Annotated in this window: 12 protein-coding genes and 1 pseudogene; 3 read left to right on the forward strand and 10 right to left on the reverse strand. The window is 70.4% G+C overall.

Annotation, left to right across the window (positions count from 1 at the left end; translation table 11 throughout):
• Positions 1-118: 118 nt before the first annotated feature.
• The 8 genes from DKT69_RS16505 to DKT69_RS38355 form a co-directional block, all read right to left on the reverse strand.
• On the reverse strand, positions 119-709 hold the full coding sequence (locus DKT69_RS16505; RefSeq protein ID WP_109802434.1) for a hypothetical protein: 591 nt from the start codon (positions 707-709) through the stop codon (positions 119-121).
• A 9-nt stretch (positions 710-718) separates the two neighbouring features.
• Positions 719-1,423 (reverse strand): hypothetical protein, encoded by a 705-nt coding sequence (locus DKT69_RS16510; RefSeq protein ID WP_109802435.1) that lies wholly within the window; start codon positions 1,421-1,423, stop codon positions 719-721.
• A 96-nt stretch (positions 1,424-1,519) separates the two neighbouring features.
• Positions 1,520-2,221 (reverse strand): hypothetical protein, encoded by a 702-nt coding sequence (locus tag DKT69_RS16515; protein ID WP_109802436.1) that lies wholly within the window; start codon positions 2,219-2,221, stop codon positions 1,520-1,522.
• Positions 2,222-2,539: 318 nt separating this feature from the next.
• Positions 2,540-3,397 carry a replication-relaxation family protein gene (locus DKT69_RS16520; RefSeq protein ID WP_109802437.1) on the reverse strand — a complete coding sequence of 286 codons (858 nt, stop codon included), beginning with the start codon at positions 3,395-3,397 and terminating at the stop codon, positions 2,540-2,542.
• 204 nt (positions 3,398-3,601) lie between these two features.
• On the reverse strand, positions 3,602-6,076 hold the full coding sequence (locus DKT69_RS16525) for a type IV secretory system conjugative DNA transfer family protein (protein WP_109802438.1): 2,475 nt from the start codon (positions 6,074-6,076) through the stop codon (positions 3,602-3,604).
• On the reverse strand, positions 6,073-7,824 hold the full coding sequence (locus DKT69_RS16530; RefSeq protein WP_236647958.1) for a VirB4 family type IV secretion system protein: 1,752 nt from the start codon (positions 7,822-7,824) through the stop codon (positions 6,073-6,075). The genes DKT69_RS16525 and DKT69_RS16530 overlap by 4 nt, the downstream gene beginning before the upstream one ends.
• On the reverse strand, positions 7,821-8,711 hold the full coding sequence (locus DKT69_RS16535; RefSeq protein ID WP_109802439.1) for a PrgI family protein: 891 nt from the start codon (positions 8,709-8,711) through the stop codon (positions 7,821-7,823). The genes DKT69_RS16530 and DKT69_RS16535 overlap by 4 nt, the downstream gene beginning before the upstream one ends.
• Complete coding sequence (locus DKT69_RS38355; RefSeq protein WP_161557860.1) at positions 8,708-8,866, reverse strand: hypothetical protein; 159 nt, start codon at positions 8,864-8,866, stop codon at positions 8,708-8,710. Before DKT69_RS38355 ends, DKT69_RS16535 begins: the two co-directional genes overlap by 4 nt.
• Before the next feature lie 255 nt (positions 8,867-9,121).
• Here DKT69_RS38355 and DKT69_RS39835 point away from each other — a divergent pair.
• The 3 genes and pseudogenes from DKT69_RS39835 to DKT69_RS16545 form a co-directional block, all read left to right on the forward strand.
• Positions 9,122-9,403: pseudogene (locus DKT69_RS39835) on the forward strand (AAA family ATPase); the annotation flags it as partial.
• Positions 9,404-9,584: 181 nt separating this feature from the next.
• Positions 9,585-9,767, forward strand: coding sequence for a hypothetical protein (locus DKT69_RS39840; RefSeq protein ID WP_236647959.1), 183 nt, complete (start codon positions 9,585-9,587; stop codon positions 9,765-9,767).
• 33 nt (positions 9,768-9,800) lie between these two features.
• Positions 9,801-11,717, forward strand: a complete 1,917-nt coding sequence (locus DKT69_RS16545; RefSeq protein ID WP_236647960.1) for a VWA domain-containing protein — start codon at positions 9,801-9,803, stop codon at positions 11,715-11,717.
• A 584-nt stretch (positions 11,718-12,301) separates the two neighbouring features.
• On the opposite strand, the gene DKT69_RS16555 is transcribed toward DKT69_RS16545, so the two are convergent.
• Complete coding sequence (locus DKT69_RS16555) at positions 12,302-12,829, reverse strand: hypothetical protein (RefSeq protein ID WP_109802440.1); 528 nt, start codon at positions 12,827-12,829, stop codon at positions 12,302-12,304.
• A gap of 71 nt (positions 12,830-12,900) precedes the next feature.
• Positions 12,901-20,028, reverse strand: coding sequence for a ricin-type beta-trefoil lectin domain protein (locus tag DKT69_RS16560; protein ID WP_146231107.1), 7,128 nt, complete (start codon positions 20,026-20,028; stop codon positions 12,901-12,903).
• Between the last annotated feature and the right edge of the window lie 200 nt (positions 20,029-20,228).

Raw genomic sequence — 20,228 nt, forward strand, 5'->3', positions numbered from 1 at the left:
GGTGCCGGGTCGCGGGCAGCAGTCATCGCGGCAGGCGCGTGGAGCTGTGCGCTGCCGTGCGGTGGTTGCTGAAGGTGCGGCCCGGTGGCCTTGGGGCGGCGAGACGCCGCCCAGGGGGTCAGTCGCCGGAGGCGGCGGACTCGTCGGCCGCGGGCGCAAGGACGTAGAGGCCGTGGGCCGGGTCGCGGTAGATCCCGGCGTCGGCGTGGGCCAGGCGCAGCTGTCCAGAGCCGACCATGAGGTCGAGCTCGGCATCGGTCCGGCCGACCCGCACACGGGTGGCCGGCCCGGCGAGCTGGCGCAGACGGCAGGAGTCGGTGTGCGGCAGGACGACGAGCACCCTGTCGCCGGGGTTGACGTAGCGCCGCCGTAGCGCCTGCCCGTTGTTGGCGTCGGCGTACTCGGTGCGGGCCTGGTCGCCGATCAGCATGTCGGCCCAGTTGCGGGCGTACCGGTACTCGCGGCCCAGCTTCTCCACGGCCGCGAGCGGCCCAGTGACGGCGGCGGTCGCGCCGGTCAGGTCGTCCTCGTTGATCAGGGCAGTCCGTAGCCGGTCGACGGTGAGCAGCAGCTCGGTTCGGGCGCGCCGCAGACGGCTCGCTGCCTGGGGCAGGTGCGCGGCGGCGGGAATGGAGTCGGTGGCGTGCTGGTCGAGGCTGCGGCCGGTGCGCCGGGTGATCCAGCGGCCGACCGAATCGAGGGTGAGCATGGCAGCCTCCTATGCGGCGAGCTGGTCCAGTTCGGACTCGGTGAGCTGGTCGGGGGTGCGGCTGCGCCAGGTGGCCGAGTGCCGTAGTTGCCACCAGCGCAGCAGCGACCGGCAGGCCGGGGCGAGGTCGTCGCAGACCGGTAGCCGGTAGGTGATCGCGGGCTGGGCCTGCAGGTGCTCCGGGTTGGTGTACGCGGTCGGCAGCCAGCCGTCGTCGGTCCAGGCGACCTGGCCGATGATGCGGCACCGGGAGGGCACGCCGAACGCCTCGGCGGCCTCGGCGTCGGGGAGCACCCGCCATGTGTGTGGCCCGTGTGCGCGCAGCACGGCCACGCCCCGCGACGGGTCGCCCGGCTGTAGCAGCAGGTGGCGCTCGTCGCGGTGCTGCTCGATCTGGCGGTGTCTGCGCCAGGCGCGGTAGGCGTCGATGAGCAGGTCGGCGAGGATGCCGTGGCGCTGCACGGCGGCGAGCACGTTGGGCAGGGCCTGGCCGTAGCCGGCCAGGCGGAGGTCTGGGCGGGCGGTCAACTCCTGCACCGCCTTGTCGAGGAAGGCCGTGGTGTTGTTGAACCCGAGCGCGGTCCTGTGCAGGATGCGGGCGAGGTCGCCCAGGGCGTCCTCGGTGGCGGTGTCGTAGCGCCACAGGTGCTCGGCAAGGACGTCGTTGGTGACGGCGGCGATGCGCCGCAGGGCGGGGTCGGTCAGGAAGGACATGGGTGCCTCCTATGGCGGATGGGCTGGGTGTGGGCATGGCGAAGGCCGGTCGCAGCGGGGCTGCGACCGGTCCTCGGGTGTTCGGGTATGGGGTGTTTAGGCGATGGTCACGGCGCACAGGTGTGCGCTGGACTTGAGGCTGCGCAGGTACTTGATCGCCTTGTTGAAGAAGCGGAGCCGGTCGGCGAGGCTGTCGCTGGCGGGTTTGAGGAGCTTGCCCTCGGCGGTGATCAGCAGATCGCCGACGATCGCGATGCGCCAGTGCAGTCCGGCGTAGGTTGCCTCTCCGGCCTGGTAGGCAGCCAGCTCGTAGGGGTCGAAGGTGTGGGCGCCGGCGTAGGCGAGCATCGCGAGGATGCGAGGCTGCTGCTCGAACCGGCGGCGGGCCTCGGCCAGGCTGAGCTTGGCCGGATCGGCGTGGTGCAGGGCTTGGAAGTCTTCCCAGGTGCGGGCGGGCCTGGTGGTGTTGTTGATGTGCTGGTTCCAGGCGTGCCAGCGCAGGCGGGCGTCGTTGGCGGCCTTGACGGCGCCACCGTTGAGGTCGAGGCGACCCTTACGGCCACCGGCGGCCATGGTGTGCGCGCCGAACGTGCGGACGGCGTCGAGCAGGTAGTACCCGAAGAATCGGGTGAGCCAACCGATGAATCGGCGGTGGCGTACGTGGTAGCGCCGAGCTGGGGTGCCGTTGACATTGAGAAGGTCGTCGACCTTTTCGCAGGCGCTGAACCAGTCGGCGTCTTCGCCGGGGGCGAAGCAGACGGTGACGACCTGGTCGGTGAGCGGGGTGGGCTTGGGCATGGCGGGGTGCTCCCTTCGCGAAGGAGTGATGGGGGTTGGTGATGCTGTGGTGTCACCGGATCGCGGCGTCTGGACCGGGAGTGCTGCCGTGCAAGGCGCGGGCGTGGATCACGAGCCGACCGGGAAGGTGGGCTGTGGGTGATCGGCGCGGGCGCGGGCAGGTCCGAGAGGGACAGACGGGCGGGGGGTGCGAGCAAAAAATGAAAGAGAAGAAGCTGCACCGTAGCCATGCGACCTGACAGCACAGCCTCTGTCAGGAACCGCCTGCATGCCGTTGACCAGCGCTGACAGGTTCGACGTCTGGGCTGCCAGGGTCTGTCAGAGTAGGAAGACCCCGTTTTCGTCGAAGTTGGCGTTGGCGGCCACCGCCCGGCCGTGGTCGCTGGGCAGCTCCACCAGCCGCACCCGCTGGGTGTCGCCCACGGGAAGCCACACCGCTTCAGCCGGATCGCTGGCGTGAGTGGCCGTGGCGCAGGCGACGACTTCGGGCCGCCGGCCGCGCAGGTGCGCGTGGAGGTGCTCTTCGCGGTCCTCGCTGTGCACCCAGAACAGCACCGGATAGCGGGGGCCGTCTTTGCGTACCAGCTGCGCGTACTTGTCGATCTTGGCGGCTGCCTTGCCCAGCGGCTCGCTGCCGGTGTCCACCTCCAGCCACCAGCCCACCGTGGTGTCGCCGACGCTCCACAGCCCGTGCCCGTCCGGGGTGATCGACAGGAAGCGGGCGGTCGTGGTCGCCTCCGACCACCACCGTTGAAGCTGGGCTGCAGGGTGGCGGCGGGCGTACGCGGACAGCCGGACGCCGAACTCGTTGGCGGTGAGCAGGTGTGTCAGGTGTGGGTTGGCCGACAGTCGCTGCACGGTCTGACGGCTCGTGCGGGCGGTGGGCTCGGGACGTTTGTGGGCGGCGGCCTGGAACCGGTGCCCGTTGTGGCCGAGCGTCCAGTGCCACGGCTGGCTGCCTCCGCCGTCGCGGGCGAACCGGAACCGGTCCAGCAGGCCCAGGGCTCGCAGCTCGGTGAGGCGGATCTGGCAGGTCCGCCGGGCGTGGAAGAGCAGGTGATGGATCTGGTCGGTGGTGAGGACCTGGTGATCGTCGAGAAGCTGGAGCAGTTGACGGTCACGGGATGTGATGTGCGGGTAGATGGCCAGCAGGCCATCAGAGCGCGACTGCGGCATAGGTGGATACCCCTGGAGAGAGAGACCCGTTAGGGAGTCTGGATAGGTTGATCTTGCTGTCTGGCCGGCGGCGGGCCGGGTTCGGGCAGCTCAGGCACCTGACAGGCCAGTGCGAGGGGGCTCGCTTGAGGTCTCGTGTCGCAGACACCCCCAAGCGAGCCCCCAATGCCGCATCCGGCCGAGGCCCGAAACGAGCGGCCTTGATCAGCGTTCGCGGGCTTCCATGCGCCGTTTCATCGCCGTGCGGGCCAGTCGTTCCATCGGTGGTTCCTCGGTGTCGCGGCTGTGGGCGGCGGCGACCTCTTGGCGGATCGCGGTCGCCTCACCCACGATCTCGGCTGGTGGGTTCGTGGTGAACGTGAACGCCGGCAGTTCCCGGTTGCCGACCAGCAGGCGGGCGGCAGCGGTGTAGACGTCGAGATGGGCCAGATCGTGCTCGTCCAACTCCGGTTTGGTGTGCCGGGACAACTCCCGGGCGTCGGCCGGGTCGACGTTGAAGTACAGCTTCGAGCGGGCGTTGGCCGATACCGCCGCAGCGACGTCCTTCGGCAGTTGCGCCAGGTCCTGGTGAGCCAGGACCAGACCCAACCTGAAACCCCGCGCCTCGGCGAGCATGTCCCCGACGCTGCCGGGCAGTGTCAGGAAGTTCTGGCACTCATCCACAAACATTGTGGCGTCTTTGCGCTGGTCTTCGGGGATGCTGGCCCGTGCGATGGCGGCCTGCCAGACGCGGGCGACGATGAGCGAGCCGAGGATGCGGCTGGTCTCCTCGCCGAGGATGCCTTTGGGTAGCCGGCACAGCAGCACTCCACCGTCGAGGATCTTGCCCATGTCGAACGAGCTGTGGGCCTGGCCGATCACGTTCTTGACGAAGTCCCGCAACAGGAACGCCCGCAACCTTGCCAGGACCGGCGCGATGACCTGGCCCCGGAACTGCTCGTTGATGCCGTCGTACCAGACCCAGAACCCGCCGAGCCCGTCCGGGTCGTTCAGGCCGTGGGTGAACCTGGCCCGGAACTCCTTGTCCTGCAACAGTGACGGGACCAGGCTCAAGGTCGGTTTGGCATGCCGCATCAGCGTCAGGCACGCCACCCGCATGGTGTCGTCCATACGCGGACCCCACTGGCCCTGGAAGATCTTCGCGAAGATCCCGACCAGGTTGTCGACGGCCAGGTGCGGGTCCCCGTTGTCGTCGAGGGGGTTGAAGCAGCCGGGGTTCTCCTGGTCGGGGTCGATGATGACGATCTTCTTGGCGTAGGAGGCGGGGAGCCGGTCGAGGATGTCGGTGACCAGGTCCCCGCGCGGGTCGATGACCACCGTCCCGCGCCCGGCCCGGATGTCGCCCAGGATCATGTTCAACAGGAGCGTGGACTTGCCGACGCCGGTCTTGCCGACCACATGGATGTGCTGGCGGGCATCGGTCACATTCAGGCCCACCGAATGGTGGCCGATCTGCGAGCGTCCGATCACCTTCACCCCGCGCCCGCCGGAGGGCACGGCCACCGGCGCCGGCACCGCCTTGGCCCGAGCCCGGTCCAGGCCCGGCACGGCGAGGTCTTGCGGCAGCGCGGCGAGGGCCGCGAGCTCGGGTACGGTGGCCAGGAACCCGCGCCGCAGCCTGCGTCCGGCGACGGTGGCCACCGGGGCGGGCATCTTCATGCGCCGCAGCCGGTTCGGGCCGGTGTAGGCGGCGGCGGCCGAGGCGATGGTGTGCCTCAACCCGACGAGCCGCTCGCGGATCTGTTTGGCCCGCTGCTTGTCCGGCGGGGACTTGTCTGCGTCAGCCGCGACGGCGAACCGGACCGCGATCTCGTAGTGCGGCACCCGCACGGCCTTGTCCACGACGGTGCGGGCGTCGGCGGTGGCCACGGGGTCACGGTCGGCCGACCGTGCCGCCGTACCCGCGTGCGCGGGGGTTCGTGGCCGGGACGGGCCGGGCGTGAACACCTCCAGAATCCACAGCACTGGTTCGATGGCCAGCCGTGCTATCCCGGAAACGGCGCGGGCGGCCACATCGGGCCGCCCGTGGGGATGGGTGGCGCTGGTCGCCGCCGCCCGTCTGGCGGCGCGTACGCGGCGGGCCGTGGCGGGCCGGGCGAGGATCTGCACTACCGCGTGTTCGCGGTGGCGGACCTCGGCCCCGGCCGACAGCAGTGCCCGCAGCGGGTCGGCGTCGTGCTCGGTGCGCAGCGGCAGCGCGTCGGTCGACTGCGGCCAGTGCGCCCCACCGACCTGCTCACCCACCCTCGATGGGATCGGCGCGGCGGCGTCGGCGGTGGTGAGCGTGGCGGCGGGCCAGGCCGCCCGGACGGCGGCCTCGACCGCGCCGGGCGGCACCGTGCCCGGCACCCACACCCGGATCGTCAGGGCTCGGCCGGTCCAGGTGTACTCCCAGCCGACGTGCGGGATGCCGTACACCCGCCGCCGCCACACCGAAGGCGTCAGGACGCCGACGAGGGTCGTCCAGAACGCCGGCGCCGATTCCGGGGTGACCTCCGGCGGCGCGGCGATGGTCAGCCACCGCGCCCCGGCGGCGTACCGCTGGTGCCGCCAGGCGAGCAGCCGATCGTGGCCGAACACCGCCGCGACGATCGCGGCGGCGGCGATGAAACCCAGCCACGGCCGCGCGACGATCCACTGCCAGACCTCGCCCGGATTGGTGAGGATGTCGGCGTTCATTCGGCCTCACCGATCCCCGTCACGGCGATCTTGTGCTCTGCCGACGACCCGACGCTGCGGAACGGGATTCGCGAACGGCCCGCGACGAGCAGACCTTCGCCCCTGGGTGCCGACAGCAGCAGCCGCGACTCCCCGGCGGTGAGGCTGAACGCCTCAGCCACCGCGTCGATGGACTGCGTGCTCTGACGCATCAACACCTGGGTAGCGGCGTTGGACACCACGGCCAGGCCGAGGTCGGTGGACAGCACGTCGGCCGCGTCCTGGGTGATGACGCACAGCCCGGCCGAGCGCTTGCGGGCGGCCTTGGCCATCCGGAACAAGAACCGCGCGCCCTCGCCGTCGCGCATCAGCAGCCACGCTTCGTCCACGACGACGAGTTGCCGCCGCCGGCGGGCGCCGGTGGACGCAGTGTCGATGCCCGACCAGATCGAGTCCAAGGCGAGGAGCGTCCCGACGGTGCGCAGCTCGTCGGGCAGGTGCCGCAGGCTCCAGACCACCAGGTGTCCGCGCGGGGTGGTGGTGGTCGGCCCGTCGAACAGGGCGCTGAAGTTGCCGCTCGTCCAGGGGGCGAGCCGGGCGGCGAGCTGCCCGGCGGCCGGGTCGTCGTCGGCGGCCAATGTGTCGGCCAGGTCGCGCAGCAGTGGGGCGGGCTGGGTCCAGGTGGCCGGGTCGCCGTTGATCCCTGCCGCCGCGTAGGTGGCGGTGATGGCCCGGTCGAGGGCGGCGCGTTCGGTGGGCGGCGGTGGTGCGCCGAGCATGACCGCGATCAGCGTGTGCAAGTACAGGCCGCGCCGGGTCAAGGTGTCGGCCCGGTCGTCGGCGGGCAGATCGAGGGGGTTGACCCGCACGCCGGGCACGCCCAGCTGCACGACGGTGCCGCCGACGTGCTCGGCCAGGGGCGTGTACTCGTCCTCGGGATCGATGGCGCTGACGCTGGTGCCCTGGTACAGGTTCCGCAGCACGTCGAGCTTGACGAAGTACGACTTGCCCGCGCCCGAGCGTGCCAGGACCACGCTGTTGTGGTTGTCCTGCGCCCACCGGTTCCAGATCAGGACTCCGTTGCTGGTGGTGTTGACCCCGTAGAGCACGCCTTCGGGCGGGGCGAGGATGCCCGGTGCCGGGGCGGCGAGGTCGGCCGACGCCAGCGGGAACGCCGCCGCGAGGGCGGTGGTGTCGAGGATGCGGCGCATCCGCAGCGGGTCAACCCCGATCGGCAGCGTGGAGATCCAGCCCTGCTGGTGGCGGAACGTCGCGGGCTGCAAGTCCAGCAACACACTGGCGGCAGCCGACTTGACGCCCGCGGTGACGGTCCGCAGCTCGTCGAGGGTACGGGCATGGAGGGTGACGTAGATGCCGGTGTCGAACAGCTTCGCCGCGCCCCGGGCGACCCGCTCGGCGAGGTCGGCGGCGTCGGCCGCCGCCGCGTCGACCATCGGGTCACCGAGCTTGCCCTGGTCGGAGTCGAGCCGCCGCGACGATTCGAGGCGGGCGCGCTGGCGTTTGAGCATCGGCGCGGCCAGCTGCGGCGCGACGGGGTCGATGTGCACGGCGACGTCCACGCGGCCGGGGTAGGACAGCAGCGGGTCGAGCCAGGCCGGACCCACTTCGGCCGGGTATCCGCACACGGCGTAGGTGGCGGCGTAACCGTCGCCGACCTGCACGTGCCACGGGGTGACCGACACAGCGGCCGGGGAGGGCATGCCCTCCCCGGCCGCAACAATCTTGTTCTTGGACTTCACCAGGTTCATGTGCTGCTCCGAAGGGTGATGGGGGCGCCGGGGACCGCTCGCGGGCCGGGCACCGGTGGACAGAAGGGATCGACCGCGTTGGCCAGGGCCGAGGCGACCGCCGGCCCGTCCAAGGCGGCGGCTTCGACACCGAGCCCGGACAGGGCGCGTACGGCGGTGTCGGCGACGTGTTCGCCGGTGACGACCGCGATCACCTGACGGCGCAGCGGATCGCGCTCGGCGTCGAGGTCGAGGAGAAACTCGGCGTAGTCGTCGGCGGCGGCCTGCAACGCCGGATGCGGCAGGCGCGGTGCGTGGTCGACGATCGCCTGCGCGTGGGCGGTCAGGTCGTGCCGCTGGGCGGCGACGACGATCTGCGCGGGGCCGGTCAGCGAGTTGAGGAACCGGCCGAAGCCGTCCAGCAGCGCGCCTTGCTCACCGCCACTGCGCAGGTGGATGTTGGTGGTGCCGCAGGCGATGAGCACCTTGGCGCGGCCCTCGCTGGTGAGGACTCCGGTCGGGCTGACCGCCGTGACCGGCGAGCGTAGCGGCGCCGGAACGCTCGTCGTGCCGGCCACGGCCGCGACCGAGGTGGCCCGCGCCTTGCCCGGTGTCAGCTGGCGCGGGCTGCGGGACAGGGCGAAACAGTGCCGCATCCACACGTCCAGCGGTAGGCCGTCGCGGCGGCCGAGGGCCACCACGATCGCGATGGCGAACACGATGAACCCGGCCACGATCCAGACGACCGGCGGCAGTAGGTGCCCGAAGGTCTGGTACAGGCCGAATCCGCCCAGGCCGACGCCACCGACGATGCCGAGCTGCCGGAACGTCAACCCGAACGCGATACGGTCGGGCTCGTTGACGTTGGCCGGGACCACGGCGCGGGGTGTGGTGTCGTCGTGGGTCATCGCCCACCTCGCACCGCGCGGCCGAACGGAATCTGGCGGGTGACGGTCTGGATCAGGACCGCCCGCAGCAGGATGCCGCCCAAGTTGGCCCCGCCCTTGCGGGTCACGAACCGGCTCATCATGCTCGGGATCTTGATGGTGACCCAGAGCAGCACGGCGACGAGCAGGAGGTTCAGGATGTCGGAGCCGGGCAGGCCCAGCAGGACCGGCAGGCTGGCGTCCGGGTCGGTCAGCAGCTGGATGCCGGTCGAGAACGCGATGGCCTGCAGGGTGGCGGTGCCGAGGCAGCCCAGCAGGGTCCCGGATCGGCGTCAACGCCGGCATGATCCTGGGACGTCGAGGAACTGCGGCGGCTACGTACCCAGCAGGTGCCCGTGCTGCTGTACCCGCCCGGCACCGGCAAGACGGCCATGGTCGAGGCCGCGTTCCCCGACCTGCTCGCCGTCGCCGGCACCGGCGACACCGTCGTCGGCGACTTCCTCGGCTCCTACAACCCGATCCCCTGCGGCGGCTACGAGTTCGTCCACGGACCTTTCGTCACCGCCATGCGCGAAGGGCGGGTGCTGCTGGTTGACGACGCCACCCTCATCCCGCCCCGCGTCCTCGCCGTGCTGTACCCGGCCATGGACGGCCGCGGCGTCATCACCATCCCCGCCAACGGCAACGAGACCGTGGAGGCCGTCGACGGGTTCTACATCGTCGCCGGCCACAACCCGGGCGTGCACGGCGCGGTGCTCACCGAAGCCCTGGCCTCCGGTTCACCGTCCACCTGCACGTCACCACCGACTGGGACCTCGCCCGCCAACTCGGCGTACCCAAGCCCGTCGTCAACGCGGCGATCGACCTCAACGCCGACCTCGCCGCAGGCAAACCGTGTGGGCGCCCCAGCTGCGCGAACTGCTCGGCTTCGCCAAAGTCCGCGACCACCTGGGCATGACCGCCGCCCTGGCCAACCTGGCCGGCATCGCCCCGGAGGACGCCCGCGACGACGTCACCGCCGCCCTGTCCCGGCACACCGGCACCCCCATCACCGCGCTCGCCCTCGGCAAGCGCTGACCCCATCCACCCCCCTCTGGAAGGAGCCAATCCGTGTCACACCCCAACACCCACCTGCGCACCGGCACACCGCCGGCCCGGGCCGGCGCCCGCGACTGGCAGGCCTGGTCCGCAGCGTGGACCCGGCACGTCCCGCTGCTGACCGGCCGCACCGACCTCACCGTCCTCGTCGCCCCCGGCGCCGCCGGCACCGCACGCGAATGCTTCTACCCCGACCTCAACCGCATCGAGGTCGACGCCACCTACATCGCCGACAGCCCCGACATCACCGACCCGGCCAAAGCCCGGCACAAGCGCCTCGTGCCCACCGGCTACGGGCTGCTCGTGCACGGCGCCGCGCACGCCGCGCAAAGCCGCTGGACCACCCCGCCGATCCTCGCCGACGTCGCCGACATGCTGGAGGATTCCCGGGCCGAAGGCCGCCAACGCGAGCGCCGCCGAGGTGACCGCCGCTGGCTGCGCCACGTCGTGAAAACCCTCCTCGACCCCGACGACGCGGCCGTCGACGACCCGTGGCACGCCGGGCAACTCGCCGGCCTGCTCCTCGCCCGGGTCGACGTCCGCATCGTCACCAGCAAGGACGTCCGCGCGGTCCGCGCCGCGGTTTCCGGCGTCCTCGGACGCAAACGCCTGCGGCAGCTACGCGACATCTGGCGGGAAGCCCACACCTGCGACGACACCGACGCCGACACCATGATCAGCCTCGCCCGGCGGTGGTGCCAGGTCCTCGGCATCGACCCCGACCAGCAGTACGACACCCCGGAGCCGGACGCCGGGCAGTTCGCCGGCCGCCTCGCCGCGGCCCTCGTCGACTACCTCGCCGTCGCCTCTGGCCTCACCCCGGCCGAGTACGCCGCATCGCTGCTGGCCCGCCGGCACAGCCCACCGTCGGAGTGGGACCGCCGGGACCCGACCGAGCAGGAACACCGCGCGGCCCGCGACCTCGCCAACCGGCTGCGGCAGGCCCGCACCCAGCACCCCGAACCCGGCCGGCGGCCCTCCGCGATCCCACCCGGCCGGCTCCGCACCCGGCAGGCCATCACCGCCGAAGCACAAACCGCCGCCGGGCAACTGCCAACTGCTGCCCCGTGGCAGCAACGCGCCCAACTGCCACCCGAGAAACCACGTCTGCACCTGGCGATCCTGGTCGACCTGTCCGGCTCGATGGACCGCCACACCGAGGCGATGTCGTCCGCGGCGTGGATCTTCGCCCACGCCGCCCGCCGCGCCGAGGCAACGACCACCACCATCGGCTTCGGCGACCGCACCACCGTCCTGGTACCTCCACGCACATACCCGAAGCAGATGCTGCACATGCGCACCGACTTCGCCACCGCCACGTTCCCAGAAGCGGTCAAGGTCGCCGACCAACTCCTCGACCTGCGCCACGGCCACGCCCTACGGATGCTCGCCGTCGTCTCCGACGGCTACCTCGACGACATCCCCGCCGGCCAACGCCTAGTCACCACCCTCCACCGGGCAGGCTGCGCCGTGCTGTGGCTGCACCCCGCCGACCCGCCCGCCGCCGGCGAGCCGACCGACCCGGACCAGGTCTGGGGGAAACACCTTCACGCACGCCACCACCCTGACCCTCACCGACTCGGTCGAGGCCATCGCCGCGATCGCCGACGCCGCCGTCACCGCGCTCAGCCAGGCCTAGAACCGACCCGGGCCGGACCCGTCCGGCAGCCAACCAGTCCCACCCCACGCCGCGGCGCTGCAACGGCTGCGGCCGGGCAGCGCCGCGCGGGGCGACCCACGACGTACCCAAACCCCGGGAATCACGGGGCTGCCGCCGGCTATCCGCCCGCGTCTCGCGAGGCCGGCAGGGGACGGCCTCCGCCGGCGGTCCGCGACTTGACCATCCCGCGCCATCGAAGCGTGCATGCATCGCGTCCCCAACTGGCCCTGGCAGGCCGGGCCCGGACGCGAGACGACGCTGCGCCATGACAAGGAGTTCATCCCATGCGCTACGGCACCGACAGCGAACACCCCTTCGACACCGACAACCGGGCCTGGCGACGCCTCGGCGACGTCACCAGCGAACACTTCGACGCGATCACCGGACCCGTGACCCGGACGAGCGGCCGGTCCTGCTCACCCTGCGCGACATGCAGACCGGGGACACGGTCACCCTCGCCGTCCTCGACTCCCTGGAAATCCGCGACCCGCACGCGCGGTCTTGCCGAGCCCGGCGACTTACCCCCGGGGCCGGTGGCTCCCACCCGGCAAGCAGGCGGTAATACTCGCCAGCGACCTGGCCGGGCTGCCGCCCGCCACCTACGACGACCCGACGACGGCAGCGCCGCAGATTTCACCCGCCGACGACGGGCGCCGGTGTACCACCTGTACGTCGAGCGAGACCACCGACAAGATCAACGCTGTCGAGGCCACCTGCAGCCGCAGAGACAGCGCCGTGCCCCTCGGCCGCTGGGTTGGCAGATCGTCCAAGACGCCTCATGAGGGCTCCTTTGACCGAGCGGCGGACCGTCGGCCGCCGACGCCCCGATGGAGGGCCGGCGGCCGACCTGGCGCTAGGCGGGCCGAGCCGCCGCTCGGGCGGCGTCCACCGCCCGGTTGCACCGTGATGCGCTCAGCTTCGCGGCCCGCATGGCCGCCTCCCGCCGCTCGCCGTCCGGACTCTCCACCTCCTGGTACGCGGTCCGGTAGAGCTGGAGCCCGGGAACCGGGCCGTCGAGGACCGTCACGGCCTCGTGTGGCTCCGCCATGTTGCTGGCCTCCTGCTCCGCAGACAGCCCCACCGTGTGCAGCGGTGGCCCCGCGACGACCTCCAGCCCGGCCGACAGCGGGTCGGCCGAGACACTGGCCAGCACCGCAGCGGGCGGCCACCGCTTCGGTGCTCTTCGGTCGTGCTCGTAGCGGAGCTGCCATACCCAGACCTGACCTGGCTGCCACTGCCAGCAGACCAGGTCCGGTCCGCCCGCTCGTTGTACGTCGGCTGTCACCAGCAGCTCGGGGCGGGCGGTTATGAGCAGGTGGGCTCGCAACGCCAGGGCGGTGCCCTCGGCGAGCGGGTTCGGACCCGCGTCCGTGTCGTCCAAGAGAGCCTCCTTCCTTCGGGAGTGGGGCCGCCCGGACCCGGTCGCGTCCGACCGGGCCCGGGCGGCACTGGCTAGAACCAGTGGGACAGCGCTCGCCCGGCGGAGTTCGCGTAATGCTCCAGCTTCGCGATACCGGAGCTGACGTACTCCTCGGAAGCCGCCGCACCCGCTCCCGCTTCGCCGGCGAACCAACCGGCACCTATCACCACTGCACCTCGGATCAGTACGTACCCGGCGACGATCGCACCGGTGAACAGGGCCACGTCGCCCCAGAAGCTGCCGCCGACCACGGCGCCGTCGTCCAGCATCGCCCGGCTGTGTGAGCCACGCGAGTGACCGTGGGAATGCTTCCTCGGGCGCGGGTTGCGTGACGTACGTCCTGGCCGGTTCTTCTTGGTTCCCTTGGTGCGCGCCTCCTTGGTTCTGCGCTTCGGAGGTACGTACCCCGCCGCTTTCGCCTTCTTCTTCTCCTTGGAGGCCGCCAACTTGGCGGCGTCGCTCTTCTCATGGTGCTCCTGAGCGGCGGGGCTGTCCTCGTCCTGCTGGTCGGTCCGGTAGAGCTGAAGACCGGCTACGTTTGCCGCGTCGTGCACCGTTACCAACTCTGCGGGCTCCGCCACATTGGTGGCCGTCTGCTCGTAGGGCTTGCCGATCGACGCGAACGACGGTCCGGCCTCCACCTCCAACCCGGCTGAGAGAGGGCTCTTCCTGGCCTGCTCGATGTGCTCCTGCAACTCCGTCGCCAGAGATCCGGCACCGTCCCGGTTGTTCTCTGACTTGAATTCCCAGACCCACACCTTGCCAGGCTCGCATTCCCAGCAGATCAGATCCGGGCCCTGCTCGTTGAGGGTGGAACCCCAGATGATGGCCTGCCCGTCATTCATGCCGACCAGAACCTGCATGCGAAGCATGATGGCCGTCATGTGAGCGGGCGTGTTTCCCGCGTCCAGCCCGGTCGGGTCGCTGCTCGACGTCGGGTTGTTGTCGGCATACGCGTACCCGTTGCTCTGCTGCGGGTCGGCGACGTTAAGCAGGTGGTCCGGGCTGATGAAGCGTCCGGTGTCCGGGTCGTACATCCGGGCGCCGAGGTGGACCAGGCCGCCGGGTTCGGTGGTGCCACCCACGAATCCGTGCGGGTCGGGCCAGGTCGGGGTGGCGCCCCTGGCGTTGCCGAACGGATCCTGCTTGCGGATCGTCGTCTGCAGCGTGGTGGAGTCGACCACGATCTGCGCGGTGCCCTGTTGGTCGGTGGCGTGCCACATGACCGGGCCGGTGTTGGTGCGGGTCGCCACGACCGCACCGTTGGCCAGGTAGTACCTGGTGACCCCGGTCAGGGCGCCGTTGGCGTCACTGGTCAGTTCGGTGCCGCCGAGGTAGAGCGTGCTGCCCTGCGGTCCGCGCTGGATGAGCTCCGTGCCTGCGGCGTCGTAGAGGTAGCTGGTCTGCTGGTCTCCCGTCGTCGCATGGATGGTGGCGGTGTCGACCTGGCCGCCGTCGGTCCAGGTGTAGTCGGTGGACAAGCCGCCCACCGTTCGGTTGGTCGTCAGCCCGGCCGCGTTGTAGGTGTAGCTGGCGGTCGTGCTGCCGTTCGGCCCGGTGGTCGCCACACTCGAGAGCGCGTGCGGCTGGCTGCCGCCGGCTGCCGGGAATGAATACGTGGAGACCGTGTCCGCCGCCCCGTCCAGCCCGTGGCGGGTCAACCCGGTGCGGTTTCCGACCGAGTCGTAGCGGTAGCTGTTCCAGTAGGCGTCGGGCCCGCCTACGGTGCTGGTGGATGGTGCCGCGACGCAGCCACCGGCCGCGGGCGTGGTGGTCCACGCCTCGGTCAACTCCTGCAGGTTGTCGTAGCCGAAGCAGTGTGAGTCCGTGGTGGCCCCCGCCTGCTGGCTGTCAACGGAGGTGAGGTTGCCGGCCGGATCCCAGTTGAACTGCTGGCTGAGTCGCTCGTCGAAGGTGCCCGGCGTGGTCTGGTTCTCCGTGGCGACCTGGACGCTGCGCGCCCGGTGTGTGTCGTTCCAGGCGTCGGTGGTGACCTGGACCCGCTTGCCGCCGGAGCCCAGCGTCATCTGGTACACCGAGCCCCACGACGTGAAGGACGTGGCGGAGACGTAGGTGTCCTGTCCCGACGCCGTCAACTGGTAGCCGTTGGCGTCGTAGCCGTAGGTCACGGTCTCCGCGCCTAGGGCGCCCGCCGCCGGGTAGGTGAGGGAAGCGGGTGAGCCGTCCGCGTTGTACGCCGCCGTGGTGGTCCAGGTGCCGGCGAGGTCCTTCTCGCTGGTCGGCACGGTGACCGAGGTGCCGAGCCGCCGGTATGCGTCGTCGTACCCGGTCGCTGCGGTCACGTACTGGTCGGTGCCGTGCCAGCGCGTCGTGGAGCCCACCTGACCGTTGACCACCGTGCCGTCGGACAGGGTGTCGTACCTCCAGGTCGCCAGGACGTATCCGGGCGCGCTGGTGCTGCCGTGCCACTCCCCGGTCTCCCGACCCAGGGCGTCGTAGGTGTAGGCGAGCGTGACGCCGCGCGAATCGGTCGCCGTCAACCGCTGCCCGGCGTCATCGTAGGTGTAGGTGCTGGTGCCGGAGTCCGGGTCGGTCTCCGAGATCAGCCGGCCGCGCAGGTCCGAGGAGCGGGACCAGGTGTTGCCGTCCGGATCGGTCACCGACACCAGGTCGTTGAGCCGGTCGTAGGTGTAGGTGCTGTGGGTGTACGAGCCCGACAGGTTGCTGCTGCTGTAGTGCCGTACCTGGGTGATGTTGCCGCGGACGTCGAAGATCGACTGAGTGGTGATTCCGCCAGTCGGCGCGATCTCCGCAGAGCGGTCACCCTGGTACGAATAGGTGGTCTGCCATTTGGCCGTGTTGGCCGAGTAGAAGGCGTCGACGACCTTGCGCTCCAGGTTGTCGTAGGTGAGGCGGTGCTGGGTCGGCACGTCGGTGTCGGCAAAGCTGACCAGCGTGCCCGACGGCCCGGAGGCGTTGTTCCAGAAGCTCGAAACCTTGGCGGTCAGAGCGCGACCGTCGTACGTAGTGTCGGTGATCATCCGGCCGCCGACCGAGACCGGCGCAGGTTCCTGGGTCTGGCGGGTCCGCATCATCCCGTCATAGATGGTGTACGAGGTGATTTGATTGCCCGACGGCCCGAGGAGCTGTGTCCGGACCCAGTTCGGCGCAGTCGCCGACAGGTTGTAGGTGTACTGCTTGTCCGGGTTTCCCGAGGTGGCCCGGTTGTTCAGCCACACCTTCGTCAGCCGGCCCAACGCGTCGTACTGGGCGGTGGTGACCTTGCCGTTCGCGTCGATCACCGAGGTCGGCGTGGCCTTCCCCGGGTCCACTGTGGTGGTGCTGGTCCAGCCCAGCGGGTTGGTGGTCGTCGCGCTGGTCACCGGACCGCCGGCCGCGGGTGTGTAGGTGACGGAGGTCTTGTGGTCCAGCGCGTCGTAGGTCGCCTTGGCCCGGCCGTAGCCGTCGTAGTCGGTGCGGTCCGACTGCTTCCAGGTGCGGGTCCCCGAGCTGACCGAGGCGAGGTCGTTCGAGGTGGTTGGCAACCCCTTTGTCGGTGCCTGCCCGTTCGCCAGGCCGTCGTAGTTGGTCTGGCTACCGCCTAGGTAGTCACCATCCCCAGGATTGGTCGCGCAGTTGGTGGTCAGCGTCTGGGAGGGAAAATCGACCAGGTAGTTCGTTCCCGTGGTGTTGCGAACGTAGTCGGTGTGCTCGCAGACGTCGTCGCCGTTGGTGGAGATGTCGGCGAGGTCCTTGACGTCGGTCGGCAGCCCGTAGCTGTCGTAGCTGGTGAGGCTGTCGGTCCAGCGGTACGACGACGAGGTGGGCAGCCAGGTCCGGGTCTGCTCCTCGGTGTCGGTGACCATGTACGCGTTGATGTCCTGCCCACCCGTGGCCGGGGTGGCCCGGGTGGCGGTCAGCGTCACCGTCGGTGTGTTGATGGTGGACCCGACGACCGTCGAGCCGTCGACGGAGTCAGTCTGCCGTTCGAAGCCCTGACTGCCGTCGGCGTCGAGCAGGCGCGCCTGCCACTTCTCCGTGACCAGCGTGCCGCAGTCGTCGATCTCGAGCTGGGTGCCGTTCGCGGCGGTGTTCGAGCCGGCGGTGTTGAGGCACCGGCCGGCGTGCGGGTTCTTCAGCGTGCCGTCGGACTGCGGCACCCAGACCTGTCCGACACCGCCGGAGCAGTCGTACAACTGCACCTTGGTGCCGTTGGCGGTGCCGGCCCCGACCACGTCGAGACACCGCCCGGAGACCGGGTTCAGCAGAGTGCCGTCGGCGCGCAGCTGCCACGCCTGGTTGGCGGCTCCCGTGCATCCCCAGCTCTGCACCTTCGTGCCGTTGGCCGTGCCGTAGGCGGAGAGGTCGACACAGCGATTGGCTTGGGCGACCGCGAGGGCTCCGCTGTTGCGGGGCTGCCACAGCTGGGCGAACCCGCCGGAGCAGTCGTAGAGCTGCACGTTGGTGCCGTCGACCGTGCCGGACAGGTTGGTGTCGAGGCACCGGCCCGAGACGGGGTTCTTGAGCGTGCCGTTCGGCTGGCGTTCCCACACCTGGTTGGTGGCGCCCGTGCAGGTCCAGAGCTGCACGTTGGTGCCGTTGGTGGTGCCGTAGGCGCTCAGGTCGAGGCACTTGCCGGTGGCGGGGTTGACCATGATCGGCCGGCCGTTCGCATCGAACTGCCGCTGCCACACCTGGTTCGTGGCGCCGGTGCATGACCAGACCTGGATGTTGGTGCCGTCCGCGGTTGCGTTGCGTGAGATGTCCAGGCACTTGAACCCGATGCCGGAGATGGCGGTCGTGGCGCCCGGCGTGCCCAGCGGTGTGAGGAGCCCGACCCGCCGGCTGTTCCAGACGACGGACTGGTTGTCGGCGCTGGCGATGCCGTCACCGTCCATGCCCCGGTAGTACAGATTGGTGGTGACGGTCTGCGGACCGCCGGACGCTCCGTGGGTGACCGTGACGGTGGAGTAGCCCCGCCATTGCGACCACGACCGGTATGCCAGGGTGCTCGTCTCGTTGTAATCGTGGCGCCAGAGCGCCTCGTCGGAGGAGCCGGCTGTCGAGTACGTGTACGAGGAAACCTCGTCCGGCGAGCCGCCGGTGAGGTCCCGGTTGGTGACCGAGGTGACGACGTACTTGTTGAACCAGCCCCAGCCGGCGGGCGCCTGCTTCGGCTCGAAGTACACCGGGAAACACCGGTACGGGTTGGCGTACGGCACCGGCGGGTAGGCGCGGGTGCAGTCGGAGGTCGAGTAGCTGATCAGGGTCTGGCCGCCGGTGCCGTTCACGATCGACGTCAGCCGGTAGTGCACGTACGGCGGTACGCCCACGTCGTTGCCCCAGTCGACCCGGTTGTACATCTGGGTGCCGCCGAAGGTCACCGCCGGCTCGGCCAGACTGGTGCCGTCCGGCGCGTAGCCGGTGTGGGTGACGCTCTGCAGCCAGAGGTTGGGCGACGTGTCGGCCCCGGCCGGGGAGATGTTGTCCCCGCTCGACGGGTACGTGTAGGTCAGGTCCCACTGGTCGACCTTGTGGTACGCCGCGGCCGCGCTGTCCCACACCTGCGTGTAGACGGATGACAGCTTGTACCGGGTGAAGAACGCCGGGCTCAGCAGACTCGGACACGACGTGGTGGACGAGCAGTACAGGTCCCACGGGGTATCCGGGTAGTCGGTGGTGTTCTGGCCGCAGGAGTTCAGGCACCGGTTGGTACGGGTGAACCACGCCTGCATGGGCGCACTTCCCGTGGCCTCGGAGCCGGCCCTGGTGCCGTAGTCGATGTGGTCGAGCGTCCCGGCGAGGTCGTACGGGGCCACGCCGGTGTTGTTGTTGTGGCCGTAGTAGCCGGAGAACTTGTTGTAGAAGTACGTCATCGAGTTCCCGGTCGGGTCGATGACGTAGTCCAGGTTCCAGCGGTAACCCTGCTGGCAGGAAGCGTTGGCGAAGGTCGCGTTGTAGCAAGGCTCACCGGACTGATTGCCGTACACCGGCTCGGTGAGGACCGAGTTCGTCGCCGCGGTGTCCGTGCTGTAGCGCTTGTTGACGCCGAAGTAGTACTGCGTCCCGTCCTGAGTGGTGACCCGCCAGTACTCGCCGTCGTTGTCGCCGTTGCCCTTGGAGGTGTCGAAGACCTGCTCGACTTTCAGCGCCGAGTCGTCCTGGCCGTGCCAGACGCCCGTCGTATTGTCCCGCACGAGCATGGTCGCCTGCCCGTTGAACACGAGCGTGGCGTTGTACGGGGAGAACCAGCACATATCAGGGGTGGTGCCGCCGTCGAGGTTGCACGATCGGTAGGAGCGTTCCACGTACCCGGTCTGCAGGTCCCATCCCTCGCCCGCCCAGGAGGTCTGGCCGTTCTGCGCCCAGGTCTGGGCGTCGACGGCGCCGCTGTCGTAGCTCAGCGCCAGGTCGGGGGCGGGGCCGCCGAGCGCGGTGGGCACCTTGATCGGGTAGCCGAACCCGAAGGAACCGCTCTGGTTGCCCGCCGACCAAGAATAAGACGGCGACAACGACGTCGCCGAGTAGTCGGACCCCGACGATGACGTTGCCGCCGTCAGTGCGAGCGCGGTCACCCCGACCGGGTCTGAGGAGGAGGAGACCGGGACGCCGCCCTTGCCGGTAAGGCGGACGTCGGCGGAGACCGCGCCGGAGGCGTTGACGGATCCCACCTCGATCTCCCGCTGGCACGCCGGCTTCGCCGGAGTGGTCAGCGCGCAGGCAGGCAGCTGCACCAGGCGTAGCCGGTTGCCGTAGTCACCGCCGTACGCGTTGGCGAACGAGGTGTAGTCGAAGCGCAGGTGCACCTGACCGGCCGCAGCGGAGCCATCGGCGCGGGACACGCCCATGAGCACACCGCGGATGCCCGCCGCCTCGGCGCGCGCCCGATCAGCGACGTCGACCCGGACGGACGCGGGTCCGGCCGTGAGCCCGGCTAGGTGCTGGCTGGTCTCGCGGTCCTCCTCGAGCGGCAGGGCGGTCGCGACGACCGGCATGCCGCCAACCCCCACCGCGCCCTTGGCCACCCGGACGACGGCCGAGGCCTTCGCCGGCAGGGTCGTCCGGGTCTGCCGGGTCAGTCCCGGACCGTCGGTCTGCGACCGGGTAGCGTGCCGCGAGCGGGTCTTGCCCACCCGCACCGACACGTTGGCACGGGCCAGCGCGGCGTGCTTGAGGCCGGCGGTCGCGGGCGTGGCCACCGCAAGCGACAGCACAAGGCTCAGCGCCAGGCTAAACGAGAGGGCCCACCGGCCGGGCCCGCTCAGGGACAGTAAGGATCCGTGTAGGCGGTGCCACCACCGCGAGCGATGACGCATGGGATCTCCTAGATCGGCTGATCGGTTGTGGACGGAACCGTAGGGTCTTGCGCATCCCGCCGCAAGACCCTGTTTGTGAGACC

The organism is Micromonospora sicca (assembly GCF_003172935.1).
GTDB lineage: Bacteria > Actinomycetota > Actinomycetes > Mycobacteriales > Micromonosporaceae > Micromonospora > Micromonospora sicca.